We start from the raw sequence: 13,194 nt of genomic DNA, 5'->3' as shown, positions 1-13,194 counted from the left end.
TACAAACGCAATAAGCGACTACAAACAATCGATTCGCCTCATCGATATTCCAGTCAAGATCGATTAAACTAGCGAGTTTACATTTTTTCCTATATATGCCGGATGCGATCCGGAACGACATCAACCTTTAGCGGAATTTGCCATGAACAAAGAGAGCCAAGCACTGATCGAAAAGTACTACACTGCTTTCAACGCCGGAGACATGGATACGTTTCTAAGCCTGCTTACCGATGATGTTATCCATGACATCAACCAAGGACAGCGGGAAATCGGCAAAGAGGCATTTCGCGAGTTCATGAACCGGATGAATCGGAACTACAAGGAACAGTTGGTCGACATGGTCATCATGACCAGCGACGACGGCAAACGGGCCGCTGCGGAATTCGTGGTTCTCGGCGAATATCTGGTGACCGACGAAGGCTTGCCGCCCGCCAAAGGCCAGAAATATCGTCTTCCGGCCGGCGCGTTCTTCGACATCCGCGACGGCAAGGTGGCGCGCATCACCAATTACTACAACTTGCAGGACTGGATCGCCCAAGTCGAAAAGGGCTAAGGCTAAGGCTATGACCGACTCGATCAGCATCAAGCGCTTTACCGGCCAAGACCCGGAATTGCAGCCGTTTTTGCCTGATCTGGCGCGACTGCGAATCGAAGTATTCCGGGATTTTCCATATCTCTACGACGGAAGCTACGAGTACGAGGAGAAATACCTCCAGACCTATACGCGGTCGCCGGAAAGTGTGATCGTGCTGGTGCTGGACGGCGATAAAGTGGTGGGCGCGACGACCGGAATTCCGATGGAACACGAAACCGAAGAGTTTCAGAAGCCCTTCGTGGAACACGGTTACGACCCGAAGAAAATTTTTTATTGCGGGGAATCGGTATTGCTGAAGGACTACCGCGGTAAAGGCATTTATCCCAAGTTCTTCGAGGAACGGGAAGGCCACGCCCGGTCTCTTGGCCGATTCGACTGGAGCTGCTTCTGCTGCGTGCAGCGCCCCGAAAATCATCCGCGTCGCCCCGCGGATTACGTCCCGCTCGACCGGATCTGGAGCAAATTCGGCTATACCAAGCATCCGGAATTGGCGACGACGTACACGTGGAAAGACCTGGATGAGGAAATCGAATCGCCCAAACCCATGGTCTTCTGGCTCAAGCCATTAACCTAGAAACAGCAGTTGACCGCTTCGATGAACCGGGAAAGTCCGATGACTTCTAATCGTCCTAGCTTTTTTCTGCCTGACCGTTTGGGTGACGCCGCTACGCACCCGACTGCACGGCGGGCGGGCCACCTGGCGGCGTTGCTCCTCTTTGCGGGAGACTACCCCGCCGCATCGTCGCGCCTTGCCATCCGTCCCGCCCGCCGTGCAGTCGGGCACGTCCAACCGCCGTTTCTAGGTTAAAGGAAAACACCTGATGTCATCTCGACCGTTTCGTTTGGCTGCCGCGCAATACGACATCGGCTTTCTCAAGAGCTGGGACGATTATTCCGCCAAAATCGCCCGCTGGGTCGCCGACGCCGCGGATAACGGCGCCAAGATGCTGCTGTTCCCGGAGTACTTCAGCATGGAGCTCGCGTCCCTTTTCCCGGAAGAAGTTTACAAATCGCTGTCCAAACAACTGAGCGAAATGCAGACTCTGCTGCCGGATTTCGTGATGCTGTTTTCCGACATGGCGGAACAACACGGCGTCCATATCGTGGCCGGTTCCTTTCCCGTCCGAATGGAGGACGGCAGCTATCGGAATCGGTCGTTTCTGTTCCGGCCGGACGGAACGACCGATCATCAGGACAAGCTTCAGATGACCCGGTTCGAAAACGAACACTGGCTGATTACCGGCGGCGAGGAAATCAAGACGCTGGATACCGAATTCGGACGGATCGGCATCAATATTTGCTACGACAGCGAGTTCCCGATGATCGCTCGCAAGCAGGTTGAGGCCGGTGCCGATTTGATTCTGGTGCCGAGCTGTACCGACACACTGGCGGGCTATCACCGCGTCCGCATCGGCTGCCAGGCACGCGCTCTGGAGAACCAATGCTATGTCGTGCAATCGCCCACGGTGGGTCAGGCGCCGTGGTCGGAAGCGGTGGACGTCAATATCGGCGCCGCCGCGGTCTACACGCCGGTGGATTACGGCTATCCGGACAACGGAATACTCGCCATCGGCGAGCTCAATCAAGCGCAGTGGGTTTACGCCGAAATCGATCTCGCTTCGATAGCCCACATCCGGCAAACCGGACAGGTGTTCAATTACCGCGATTGGCCAGGCCAGTTTCGCTACGTCTGATAAAGATCGGGAGCAAGCGCCGCTCATCCGGCGCTTGCTCCGTCGAAAGGTCTTGCGAGTCTCCGTAATCCCAAGACTTCCGACTCACCCCCGCCCTTGTGGCAAACCGGTCGAACTAATCGTCGGAATTCTGGTCTTTGATGAACACATCCCGGTAACTGCGCTATGGCGATATAATCGTCCCACTGGCATTCCGACCGGAATCTCTCACATTCCTTCTTCTTCGTTCGAGATGGAGAACGACTATGGCAAAGAAGCAACCCTCAAAGCACGCCGAGGATACTGCGGAGACCAAGAAAAAGCCGGCTTCCGAAAGCGTTAAGAAAGCCGCTGCAGAGCCCACTACCGGTTCCGTGGGCGAGCGCCCGGAATATATTTCAGAAAAGGTTACCGAACCGGCAGAAGGCGCCCGAGAAGGCTTCGGGGAAGCCATCAAGGAAGGCGCAGAACACGCACGTTCGGCTTTTGCCGAACTCATTCCGGAGGTCGGCGGCATGATTCACAAAGGCGTGTATTCGGGTTTCTATTACTTGAGCTATGGCGTGGTTTTCGGCTCATTGATGGTCGCCAACCTGCTTCCCGCGCACAGTGCAATGGAAGAAGGCGTACGCGATGGCGCCGAAGCGGCCAGGAAGGCATTCGAAGGACGGCACGAAGGCGTCCACGACGCTTCGCACACCGAAGCGTCCGACGAGGAAGGTCTGACTACAGCCTGATCGCCCCTATCCTAGAACCGGCCAGTTCGCCGAATGGACGACGGCGATCTGCCGGCGGCGGGCACCTTCGCTGTTCTAGACTTACCGGCGGGTGGGTATGTCCCAGATTCGCTCCGCATATTCCTCGATGGCGCGATCGCTCGAAAACCAACCGGAAAAAGCGACGTTCAAAATCGCTTTTCGCGTCCACATCTCGGGATCGCGATACAAGCGATCGACTTCCTCCTGGCAAGCGATGTACGACTCATAGTCCGCTAACAACGCGAACCTATCTCCCTCTCGAAGCAAAGAGTCGACTAAGGGCTTGAACCGATCGGGCTCGTCCGCCGAGAAATACCCCGTCGAAATCATCTCGAGCGCGAGCTTCAGCTCCTTGTTGGCGTGGTAATAGTTCCAAGGGTTATAGCCGCTTCGGCGCAGTTCGCCGAGCTGCTCGGCGGTATGCCCGAAAATGAAAATATTGTCCTCGCCCACCCGCTCCCGAATCTCGATATTCGCTCCGTCCAAAGTGCCGATGGTGATCGCGCCGTTAACCGCCATCTTCATATTGCCGGTGCCCGAAGCTTCCATTCCGGCCGTCGAAATCTGCTCGGACAGCTCTACCGCCGGCATGATTTCCATCGCGCGAGACACGTTGTAGTCGGGGACGAAAACCACTTTCAAAAGGCCATCCATCGCCGGGTCCTGGGCGATCACTTTCGCCACATCGTTGATCAACTTTATGACCAGCTTGGCCGCGTGGTAACCCGGCGCAGCCTTGCCGCCGAAAATGACCGTGCGCGGTACGGCGTCGCCCGCGGACCCGAAACGCGATCGGTTATACCGAGTGATGACATGCAGAACATTGAGCAGTTGGCGCTTGTATTCGTGCATGCGTTTGATTTGTACGTCGAACAGGCTTGTCGGATCGATCCGAATATTCAGGCGTTCATCGATGAGCGCCGCCAAATGCGCCTTATTGGCCGATTTGACCGCTCGAAACCGCGCGCGAAATTCGGCATCGTCCGCCAAAGGCGCAAGTTCTCGTAGCCGCTCCAGATCGGTCACCCAGTGGGGGCCGATGGATTCCGTGATCAGCGCGGCGAGACCTCGATTGGCCTGATTCAGCCAACGCCGCGGCGTGATACCGTTGGTGATGTTCACGAACCGGTCAGGAAAAATTGTCTCGAAATCCCGGAATATCGTGGTTTTCATCAACTGGGTGTGCAACGCGGCCACGCCATTGACTTTGTGGCTGCCGATGATGGCAAGGTGGGCCATCCGGAGTCGTCTTCCCCGATCTTCATCTATGATCGAAACCCGACGGAGCAGTCCGGTATCGCCCGGAAACCGCTCACTGACCTCCTTAAGAAAGCGATGATTGATCTCGTAAATGATTTGCAGATGGCGCGGAAGCAGCTCCTCGAACAAACGCACCGACCAGACTTCCAAGGCTTCGGGCAGCAGCGTGTGGTTGGTATAGGAAAAGGTCCGAACGGTAATGTCCCAAGCGTCGTCCCAGGGAACGCGATGCTCATCCACCAAGATACGCATCAATTCGGGAATCGCGACCGATGGGTGGGTGTCGTTGAGTTGAATGGCCACTTCCCGGGGCAATTCGGAAAAGTCGCGGTGATCGGTTGAAAAGCTTTTCAGAATGTCCTGCAGCGATGCGCTGACGAAAAAATATTCCTGCTTGAGCCGCAGCTCCCGCCCCATTTGCGTGGTATCGTCCGGATACAGCACCTTGGACAGGTTTTCAGACTGGGTTTTTTCTTCGACCGCCTTGATGTAATTGCCTTCGTTGAAATATTTCAACTCGAAGTCACGGGAAGCCTTCGCCGCCCAAAGGCGCAGGTTATTGACGGTTTCGCCGCCATAGCCCGGAACGGGTATATCGTAGGCCATGGCCATCACGTCTTCCGTATCGATCCATCGATATCGCACCAGCCCGTCGACATCCCGATATTCCACGACATGCCCGCGAAACTGCACGCGGTAAAGAACGTCGGGCCGGGGGAACTCCCAGGGATTGCCATAACGCAGCCAGTTTTCCGGATGCTCGATTTGATACCCGTCTTCTATGCGCTGCGAAAACATTCCGTAGTCGTAACGTATCCCGTAGCCGAATCCCGGAAGCTGGAGCGTGGCGAGGGAATCGAGGTAACATGCCGCAAGACGCCCCAATCCGCCGTTGCCCAAGGCGGCTTCTTCCTCGGTCTCGGCTAGTTCCTCCAGGCTTAGCCCGACATCTTCCAAGACCTGCTTGAATTCGTCATAACATCCGATATTGAGCAAGCTGTTCCCTAGGGCCCGGCCGATCAGAAACTCCATCGACAGGTAATAAACCCGCTTCGCATCCTGCAAATAGTACCGGCGCATGGACTCCATCCAGCGCACAGTGAGTAGATCCCGGACCACATACGCCAACGCAAAAAACCAGTCCCGCTCCTGGGTCTCGACCGGGTCCTTGCCGATGGAGTAAATCAGGCGGTTGACCAGAGCGCGCTTTAGCGAAGGAATGTCTTTGGGATTTAAGAGTTCGTATAGATCTTGAGATACCGTCATCGCCCGTAGGCTCCTTGAGCTCGAATGTTATCCTATCCAATCGATTTGGACCGGTGCACGACCGGCCCGACGAATTTTTTGACCGCGAGCGGTCTAAGACGTGCTCGCAAAGTGCGTCCACATAAAAATAAGAACGGTTTAGCCCCTCTTTAGTTTACGATCATTCAGCACTCCGGTTACGTCTCATGAATATCCGCTATGTGGCGCCTATCATCTATTGCCTGTTCACTTCGCTCGGCCCGGCATACGCCGCCCAGCCGGAAAAACCCTTGGCACCGGGCTACAAGCCGCTGGCCTTCGAATTACCCGCGCCCGGCACCTATGTCTTGCCCGCGCTGGGTGAAGCGTCCAATGGACAGGTCTTGGACAGTACCGGGAACGAGCTGGATTTGCATGGCTTGTACGGCGACAAACTGATCCTTCTAAGCTTCATCTATTCCACTTGTAGCGATGTCAACGGCTGTCCTCTCGCGACCGCCGTCTTTCACAAGATTCAGCGCCGTCTCGAACAAGAGCCGGAAATCTTCAAGCACTTGCGTCTGATCACCTTGAGTTTCAACCCCCAGCATGACACCCCGGAAGTCATGGCTCACTACGGAAAAGCTTTCGCCAAAGATGCGGACTGGCGCTTTCTGACAACCCGCTCGGAGCAGGAAATCCAGCCGATTCTGACCGCCTACGGTCAATCCATCCAAAAAGATTACGACGCCGATGGAAAATTCCTCGGCACATTCTCCCATGTTCTCCGAGTCTTCCTAATCGATCGGGAAAAGCAAATACGCAATATCTATACAGTCTCTTTTCTGCATCCCGACACGCTAGTGAACGATGTAAAAACACTCCTGGCGGAAAAATCGACGGTCGCGACGCAGCAACCACGCGCCGGCCGTGTCACTTTTCTCGGCGGCGACGACAATAAGACGGGTTACGAGGCAGCCGATTTCGCCACCCGGTCCATCGCTCTCGCGGAGCGCTCCGGCCAGCGAACCAACCTGGTCGAATACGCCAAGCGCCCTCCCCTGGGCCTGCCCCCGGTTCCAACGCCGAGGGACAATCCGATGACCCCGGCCAAGGTCGAACTGGGCCGAAAACTGTTCTTCGATCGTCGTCTATCCTTGAACAACACCTTCTCGTGCGCCATGTGCCACATTCCGGAGCAAGGCTTCAGCAGCAACGAGCAGGCGACTGCCGTCGGCATCGAAGGGCGCACGGTACGCCGCAACTCGCCGACGATATATAACGTGGCTTATCTTAAACGTCTGTTCCATGACGGACGCGAGAGCCGCTTGGAACAGCAAGTCTGGGGGCCTCTGTTAGCCAACAACGAAATGGGGGCTCCTTCGGTCGGTTACGTGGTCGATAAAATTCAGGGCCTCCCCGATTACGCCGGCCTTTTCGAAAAAGCCTTCAAGCGCGGCCCTTCGATGGAAACCATAGGCATGGCTTTAGCCAGCTATGAAAGAACCTTGAACTCGGCCGATTCGCCTTTCGACCGCTGGCATTTCGGGAAGAAAAAAGACGCGCTGCCTGCCGAAGCGCGTCTCGGTTTCGAACTGTTCACCGGCAAGGCCGGTTGCTCCCAGTGCCACACGATCGCCAAGGATCACGCCTTGTTCACCGATCAGCTGATGCACAATACCGGCATCGGCTTCCGCGCCGCCATGGCCAACGATAAGCCAAAGCAGAAAATCCAAGCGGCACCGGGAGTTACCCTCGAAATCGACGCCGACATCCTCGCCGCCGTCAGCGAGCCCAAACCGAACGATCTCGGCTTTTACGAAATCACCCAAGACCCTAAAGACCGTTGGAAATACCGAACGCCTGCCTTACGCAACATCGCGTTGACCGCGCCGTACATGCACGACGGCTCTCTTTCCACGCTAGAGGAAGTTCTCGAGTTCTACAATCGAGGCGGCGTTCCCAACGAAAATCTCGATCCGCTGATTAAGCCCTTGAACCTCGATCCGACTGAAATCAAGGCTCTTGTCGCATTTCTGCGATCACTAACGGGCAGTAACGTACCGGCCATCGTTTCCGATGCCTTCGCCGCGCCGGTCGGCGATCCCATGGACAAGCAAGCGCAACGATGACTCAAACAAATGCATAAACGACAGCGGCATAACGCAAAGCCTTGCCTATCGCCATAGCCAGGACCGACCGCCAAAACGGCAGACGCAACCAGCCGGCCGCGAAACAGAATCCGTCCCCGACGACGGGCAGCCACGAAAACAATAAGATCGGAAGACCCCATCTTCGCACCGAGGCTACCGCCTTTTCCTGGCGCGACTTTGCAAGGCGCTCGGCCGGATACTTGATCGCAGTGAAAAATCCCAACACCCAAGTTGTGACAGCCCCTAACGTATTCCCGGACGTAGCCGTCAACAGCAACACTTCCGGCGAGAGCTCGGTCTGGCTGACGAGATAAGCAAGCACGGCCTCCGAACCGCCCGGCGCCAAAGTAGCGGACACAAACGCGCTGCCGAAAAGACTCCAAAGAGCAAATGTGCCTGTCAAAACTTCCATTGCCGATTGTTTAAGAAATATTCTGTATAAACGCCAACTTGCTTTTTTCGCGGCCAAAAAATTCAAAATACCGTGACATGGCCAATCGCGAATATTGACAGAAGCGACGTGAAAAAAGTACTATTTCAACTCTAATTTATGGCTACGTAGCTCAGTTGGTTAGAGCACCGCATTCATAATGCGGGTGTCGGCGGTTCAAGTCCGCCCGTAGCTACCACAAATTCAAAAAGGCTTAGGCGTTTCGCCTAAGCCTTTTTATTTTCGGTGTCATCCCCGTCAAAGGATCAAATTCGAGCACTTCCCGCAGAAGATCCGGCGCAAGATGCGCATGGTCATGGTTAGATTGGCGTGGCCGAGGATTCGCTGAAGCGCCAGGATGTTACCACCATTCATCATGAGTTGGCTGGCGACGGTATGGCGGAGAACGTGAGACATCTGCCCTTCGGGAAGTTCAATTTCCGATCTCTCGACGAAAGACCGATGACACTTGACCATACCGCTGTCTCGGTCGGAGATAACGTCCGAACTCGTACACCCTCAGGCTGCGCTTTCGATAGACCTCGCCCAATGCATTGAACGACCCCGGATGATCGACCAACGGATGGAGAGGTGGTTCAAGCGCTCGATGGAGCCGTTGACCCGCTCGACGATTGCGGTGTCGGCGATGAAGAGTTTTTGCAGGGCCTAGAGGTGGCCCATGGCGTCCTGGTAGGCGGCGAGTTTGAGATCGCCGCCCCTTTGCCGTTGGCGTTCGTAGAACCCGAGGGCGTAGTCGCAGAGTTCCCGGATGGCGCTGACTTTGACGGTGACGGTTTGGCCAATGGCTTTTTGGCGGGCGGTTTTCGTCATGGCGGTGTCTTCCCCGATGCGATTACAAAAAGCTGTCGGCTTGGAAGGCTTGCGCCCACATCAAGGCGACGTTGACCAGGCGGTGCTTGCCGATGACCTTGGAGGGGATATGGCCCCGGTTCACCCAGGCGTCGACGATGCCGACCGGGACGCCGGAGAGTTCGGCATAGCGTTGCCTCGTGATGTAGGCGATCGGGATCTGGAGGGGCGGCACCGAGGGGGTGACTTGACCCAAACGTTCGTCTTCCATACGCTTCCTCTTCAACTGTCGCTTTGTGGCTGCAATGCGTAGTATTGATTTCTGAGATGTTGTCATTATGGCAACTGCCTTAATGGCATCATTTAACTTTCTTATATGGATCTGCAAGAACGATTAAAAGCGCTTATAGATCATGCCGAGTTCACCCCAACGGAACTTGAACGGAAAACGGGCATAGATCGCATGCGATGGAGCAACATCAAGCGGCGACACGTACGCGCTGGCGCACCAGAGATAGAAGCCGTAGGAAACCTTTGGCCGCAGTATGCTTATTGGCTCGTGATCGGCCTCATGCAGCCGGAAGCCGGACACATCAGTCCGGAGATCGAGGAGACCAGAAGAAATCTAAAAGGGGCTGGATAATCGCCGGAAGAGCGCTGATAAGAGGGATCAGGTTAGCCAGCCAAGACTAAATTTTTTCTCCGGCCTTATGTAAGCGAATACTGGCAAAACTTTCCGCTTTTTCTTACTTTAAATTCCGCGATTTTTGACTATCAGTAGAGTTAGCCATCACTTGACGAGAGAGCTATGAACGATAAAGCGGTAGAAGAATTGGCGGCGCGCGTCACTAACGCCGTACGGAAGTCCAGTTTGGCATCCCCGAACAGGTCCAGGTTGGTCCCACTGGCCTTATGGCTTTTAAGGGTTTCCAAAATGGCTTGGGTAGAATGCCGCTCATGCACGAATAGGGGCACGGCACTGAAATCTGTTGCCGTTCGGCCTTTCCTGCCCAGTTCAGAAAGGGCTTGGTGAGGCTCTTGAGCCGGGCCGCACATTGCGATAGCGACGAGAATTTCTCCTGTGTTCCCTCCCACAACTGCGGCTGCGCAAAGACATCGCTTTCCCCCTTTTCTGCCGCTTCGGCCACGAGGTTGAGCAGCCACTCGGCAAAAGGGCGCTCGGCGTTCTCATCCCAGCAGAGCTCCGGAGCGAGGCTGGAATCGTAGCGGTAGGTTTTCGGTGCTTTCTTATTCGGGAATTGTGCTTCGATCCCGACATCAGGCTGTTGCACGCTTTGTTGAGAATGTTGGTAGGCGGCAGAGCTTAGTTTTTCCCCATCACTCATTTATAGGTTCCTGTAATTATTCTTTTTGGGATTGGCAGGCCCCCTACTGAGGAGACTTACTGAAGATCCTGGTTACGCTTATTTCTTTATAGCTAATTCCAATTCCGTTGGAAGCCCTCCTATATTCTTCTGGCAAGTTTTTACATAGCGCCATGCCTCGGCTTCATTGGGTTTATTCTGGAAACTCCTCCGGCCATTTCCGGGCGCCGTGATAAACAGCCAGAATTTCGATGCAGTCCTGACGCACACGGTAAGGCAGAATGTAGGGGGAATCTCCCATGACAAGTTCCCGCGTCCCAGTGACTCGGCCCCGTCGGCCGAGTCCGGGATTATCTTGCAGAAGCGCAACGCGTTGCCGGATTTCATTCTGAAGCTTACGCGCTGCGTAGGGGTTATCTTGGGCGATATAAAGGTAAATGTCCCGCAAGTCTTGGCGGGCGGGGCCGGTCCAGACGATTTTCACGAACGGTCTTCGAACGCTCTGATTTTTTCTTCAATCAAGGCGTCCATTTCGGACATCACCTCCTCATGCGGGATCACATCGCCGCGATCGGCGGCGGCAATGCCGGCCTCAATCTTTTGGATCTGCCAAGCATGCAGCTCCAGATATTCCTGGATCGCCTGGTTCACCAGGTAATTGCGCGAGCGGTCGAGCTGTGCTGCGAGTTGGTCAAGGCGTTTAACGGTCTCGCCGTCAGTGCGCACAGTAAAGGCTTCGGTCGTCATAATTCACCCTCCCCTATCGGAATGGTTCAACGTGGTTCATAGGTAATCATTCCACGGGGACCACTCTAATTCAAGGGTAGACTCGTCCGCGTGTGAAGAGGGGCATTGGGCGACATTTTGGGAGAGGGTGTCAGGCTTTCGTTATTTGATTTAAGCCCCAGCTCAAAACCTTCGTTTTCGGTAGTGAGCGCATCCATCAATAAAAATCCGGCGGCGAGACGCAAGCCTAAGAGTTGTCGAGCTCCTCTTCAGCACTTTCAAGTGATCCCTCGTTGAACTTGTGGGCAGGAATCGATACATAGTCGATTTCGGATTTTCTGATGAAGATCGATCTATGGTATCCCTCAACAGGCAGATAGATCAGTTCATCAACGTCATCCGGGTCAATCTCAATAAGGCTGAATGTGTCGTAAAGAAGCTTGCTCTCGTTTAAGTATTCGCAGCGTAACTGCCCCGAAGACAGCTGCCAGATAATACTCGTCGCGCGGTCCAAAAATTTTTGAGTTTCTGCAGCTGCCTTTTCTTTCACCTTCTCGCGATCCTCCGGTGCAACTTTGCCAGACACCACGAGACGTTCTAGATCCTCATCGGTCATCACGATCTTATTAAGAACTTCATTTATCTTGCTTTCCTCAAACTCCTCCTCAAGACAGTCTAAGAAGTCCATGTGCTCCACTATTCGCCAGAAATCATCGTCGGGCAGTACGCCTAAATGGTCCTCGTACACCTCGGGTCCATAGGTGTCATACGCCTCACTGGAAAAGTAGACATCCTTGATTGCAGCACGCCGAATAAACACCTTTCGATTGTCAAGCGACTCCGCGATGATAAAGCTACTTCTTCCCTGCAGCTGTCTATGCAAACTTGAGCAAACCTCTTCTGAAATAGGAAGCAGCAGTGATCCTCTAGTTCCAAAGTGAATAGCCACCTCGCCAAAGTACTTTCGAGCATCTCCCGCGTTCTCGTCTGTTCCAAACAAGTCAAACGCCAGTGGCTTACCAAGGATCTCATCGACTGATGTCTCTAGAACTCTCGCAAGCTTTCTCAATTTTGCTGCTGGCACCGACGCGGTACCCGCCTCCCAGCGCTGATAGTTAGGCTGACTAACTCCCATCGCGTCAGCTACTTGCGTCTGGGTCATTCCCGCCATGAGTCTGCGTCTTTTCAATGCCGAGCGAGCCATATTCTACCTCCAACGATACATTTATACGTATAATATATACATTACCGTATATTATCAAGAGACAACCGGTGGCACCCAGCAATCGATTCCGGTGAGAAGGTGTAAAGCTTTCGTTATTTGACTAACGCTATATGCTCAGAGCGTTCGTTTCCGGCTACGCTTCATGTCGTCCAGCAACCGCTCATTGGCGCTTCGCGCGTGTTCGAATTGGTGCTCTGGCTTTCGTTTAAAGAGCGAAGGACATGCTTTTAAGGGTGCTGACGGTTTCCGGAATGCCTTGTCTCAGTAGGGTATCGAGGTAGTCTTCAACCGTTTTTGCCGGGTGTTTTAAGCTCCGCCGGTGGCTTGCGGCGGCTTCCAAAACCTTAGAGGCATCGAGATCGAATAGATCCAAGATGAAGTCATCGGGGTGAATCGCTTCAATGTCGTACTTTGCGAGCTCTCGCGCCGGGAAGTCTTTCAGGTTGAACGTGACAATCAGGCTGGAATGGCTCCGGATCGCAGCCGCCAGAACATGGCGGTCATTGGGATCGGGAAGGTCGAGGGCAGGAATCAGGTATTCGTAACCCGTTACCAAGGCATCCCGGACGTTGTTGTCCATGAGCTGTTTGGTTCGGTTGAGCTGGTCTATGGTGAGATCCGGCCGTTCGGCGATCAGGTTTCGAATCCATTCTTGATGGATTTTTTCGCTCCATTTGGCCCGGTATAGGTCGGTCAACGCAAGCCACATCAAGAAGTCGCGGAGCGGTGCGGGATAAAGCACGCAGGCGTCATATACGACAGCAAAGTTGCTCATTCATCAATAGCCCATGTTGAGTTCTTGTGCCTGGGCTGCCAGTTCTTCTAATGTCTTCCGCCGTTCCTGGTCGATGCGTGTTTTGTAATCGACGACATCCTGATACCGCACTCGGCGGTGTTTTCCAACTTTGTGATAAGGGATTGTTCCCTCATCCAGGAGTTTTATGAGGTAAGGGCGGGAGACATTGAGGATGTCGGCCGCTTCTTGAGTCGTCAGTTCGGCATGTACCGGAATTAA

General features: G+C 54.4%; 16 protein-coding genes and 1 tRNA gene. 6 read left to right on the top strand and 11 right to left on the bottom strand.

Annotated elements, in window-relative coordinates:
- The first annotated feature begins 142 nt into the window (after positions 1–142).
- From ABJK70_RS01610 to ABJK70_RS01595, 4 genes are all read left to right on the top strand, one after another.
- Complete coding sequence (locus ABJK70_RS01610) at positions 143–553, top strand: ketosteroid isomerase-related protein (RefSeq protein ID WP_077730426.1); 411 nt, start codon at positions 143–145, stop codon at positions 551–553.
- 10 nt (positions 554–563) lie between these two features.
- On the top strand, positions 564–1,169 hold the full coding sequence (locus ABJK70_RS01605; RefSeq protein ID WP_077730425.1) for a GNAT family N-acetyltransferase: 606 nt from the start codon (positions 564–566) through the stop codon (positions 1,167–1,169).
- Positions 1,170–1,416: 247 nt separating this feature from the next.
- Positions 1,417–2,289 carry a carbon-nitrogen hydrolase family protein gene (locus tag ABJK70_RS01600; protein WP_347257303.1) on the top strand — a complete coding sequence of 291 codons (873 nt, stop codon included), beginning with the start codon at positions 1,417–1,419 and terminating at the stop codon, positions 2,287–2,289.
- A gap of 245 nt (positions 2,290–2,534) precedes the next feature.
- Positions 2,535–3,005: a hypothetical protein gene (locus tag ABJK70_RS01595; RefSeq protein ID WP_077730423.1), complete on the top strand. Its 471-nt coding sequence runs from the start codon at positions 2,535–2,537 to the stop codon at positions 3,003–3,005.
- Between the two features lie 81 nt (positions 3,006–3,086).
- Here ABJK70_RS01595 and ABJK70_RS01590 read toward each other — a convergent pair whose 3' ends face one another.
- Complete coding sequence (locus tag ABJK70_RS01590; protein WP_347257302.1) at positions 3,087–5,552, bottom strand: glycogen/starch/alpha-glucan phosphorylase; 2,466 nt, start codon at positions 5,550–5,552, stop codon at positions 3,087–3,089.
- Positions 5,553–5,737: 185 nt separating this feature from the next.
- On the opposite strand from ABJK70_RS01590, the gene ABJK70_RS01585 reads away from it, so the two are divergent.
- Positions 5,738–7,642, top strand: a complete 1,905-nt coding sequence (locus ABJK70_RS01585) for a cytochrome c peroxidase (protein ID WP_347257301.1) — start codon at positions 5,738–5,740, stop codon at positions 7,640–7,642.
- Position 7,643: 1 nt separating this feature from the next.
- On the opposite strand, the gene ABJK70_RS01580 is transcribed toward ABJK70_RS01585, so the two are convergent.
- Positions 7,644–8,021: a VTT domain-containing protein gene (locus ABJK70_RS01580; RefSeq protein WP_347257300.1), complete on the bottom strand. Its 378-nt coding sequence runs from the start codon at positions 8,019–8,021 to the stop codon at positions 7,644–7,646.
- 194 nt (positions 8,022–8,215) lie between these two features.
- Here ABJK70_RS01580 and ABJK70_RS01575 point away from each other — a divergent pair.
- Positions 8,216–8,292, top strand: a tRNA-Met gene (locus tag ABJK70_RS01575).
- Positions 8,293–8,351: 59 nt separating this feature from the next.
- Here the strand turns inward: ABJK70_RS01575 and ABJK70_RS01570 are convergent.
- The 9 genes from ABJK70_RS01570 to ABJK70_RS01530 form a co-directional block, all read right to left on the bottom strand.
- Positions 8,352–8,570 carry a tyrosine-type recombinase/integrase gene (locus ABJK70_RS01570; protein ID WP_347257299.1) on the bottom strand — a complete coding sequence of 73 codons (219 nt, stop codon included), beginning with the start codon at positions 8,568–8,570 and terminating at the stop codon, positions 8,352–8,354.
- Positions 8,571–8,759: 189 nt separating this feature from the next.
- Positions 8,760–8,924, bottom strand: coding sequence for a hypothetical protein (locus tag ABJK70_RS01565; RefSeq protein ID WP_168175412.1), 165 nt, complete (start codon positions 8,922–8,924; stop codon positions 8,760–8,762).
- 22 nt (positions 8,925–8,946) lie between these two features.
- On the bottom strand, positions 8,947–9,174 hold the full coding sequence (locus ABJK70_RS01560; protein WP_077730419.1) for a hypothetical protein: 228 nt from the start codon (positions 9,172–9,174) through the stop codon (positions 8,947–8,949).
- Between the two features lie 577 nt (positions 9,175–9,751).
- Positions 9,752–10,249, bottom strand: a complete 498-nt coding sequence (locus tag ABJK70_RS01555; RefSeq protein ID WP_205781084.1) for a hypothetical protein — start codon at positions 10,247–10,249, stop codon at positions 9,752–9,754.
- 172 nt (positions 10,250–10,421) lie between these two features.
- Positions 10,422–10,712 (bottom strand): type II toxin-antitoxin system RelE/ParE family toxin, encoded by a 291-nt coding sequence (locus ABJK70_RS01550; protein ID WP_077732360.1) that lies wholly within the window; start codon positions 10,710–10,712, stop codon positions 10,422–10,424.
- Entirely contained in the window at positions 10,709–10,975 is a 267-nt protein-coding gene (locus tag ABJK70_RS01545) for a CopG family ribbon-helix-helix protein (protein ID WP_077732361.1), read from the bottom strand. The genes ABJK70_RS01550 and ABJK70_RS01545 overlap by 4 nt, the downstream gene beginning before the upstream one ends.
- 226 nt (positions 10,976–11,201) lie before the next feature.
- Entirely contained in the window at positions 11,202–12,158 is a 957-nt protein-coding gene (locus ABJK70_RS01540) for a helix-turn-helix transcriptional regulator (RefSeq protein WP_086134400.1), read from the bottom strand.
- Between the two features lie 226 nt (positions 12,159–12,384).
- On the bottom strand, positions 12,385–12,954 hold the full coding sequence (locus ABJK70_RS01535; protein WP_347257298.1) for a PIN domain-containing protein: 570 nt from the start codon (positions 12,952–12,954) through the stop codon (positions 12,385–12,387).
- A gap of 3 nt (positions 12,955–12,957) precedes the next feature.
- The coding region (locus tag ABJK70_RS01530; RefSeq protein WP_347257297.1) for a helix-turn-helix domain-containing protein at positions 12,958–13,194 on the bottom strand (237 nt) is incomplete at its 5' end.

This window comes from Methylocaldum sp. (assembly GCF_039794385.1).
Classification (GTDB): Bacteria; Pseudomonadota; Gammaproteobacteria; order Methylococcales; family Methylococcaceae; genus Methylocaldum.
The sequence above is the reverse complement of the archived record's forward strand: the minus strand, read 5'-3'. Positions and strand labels throughout refer to the sequence as shown.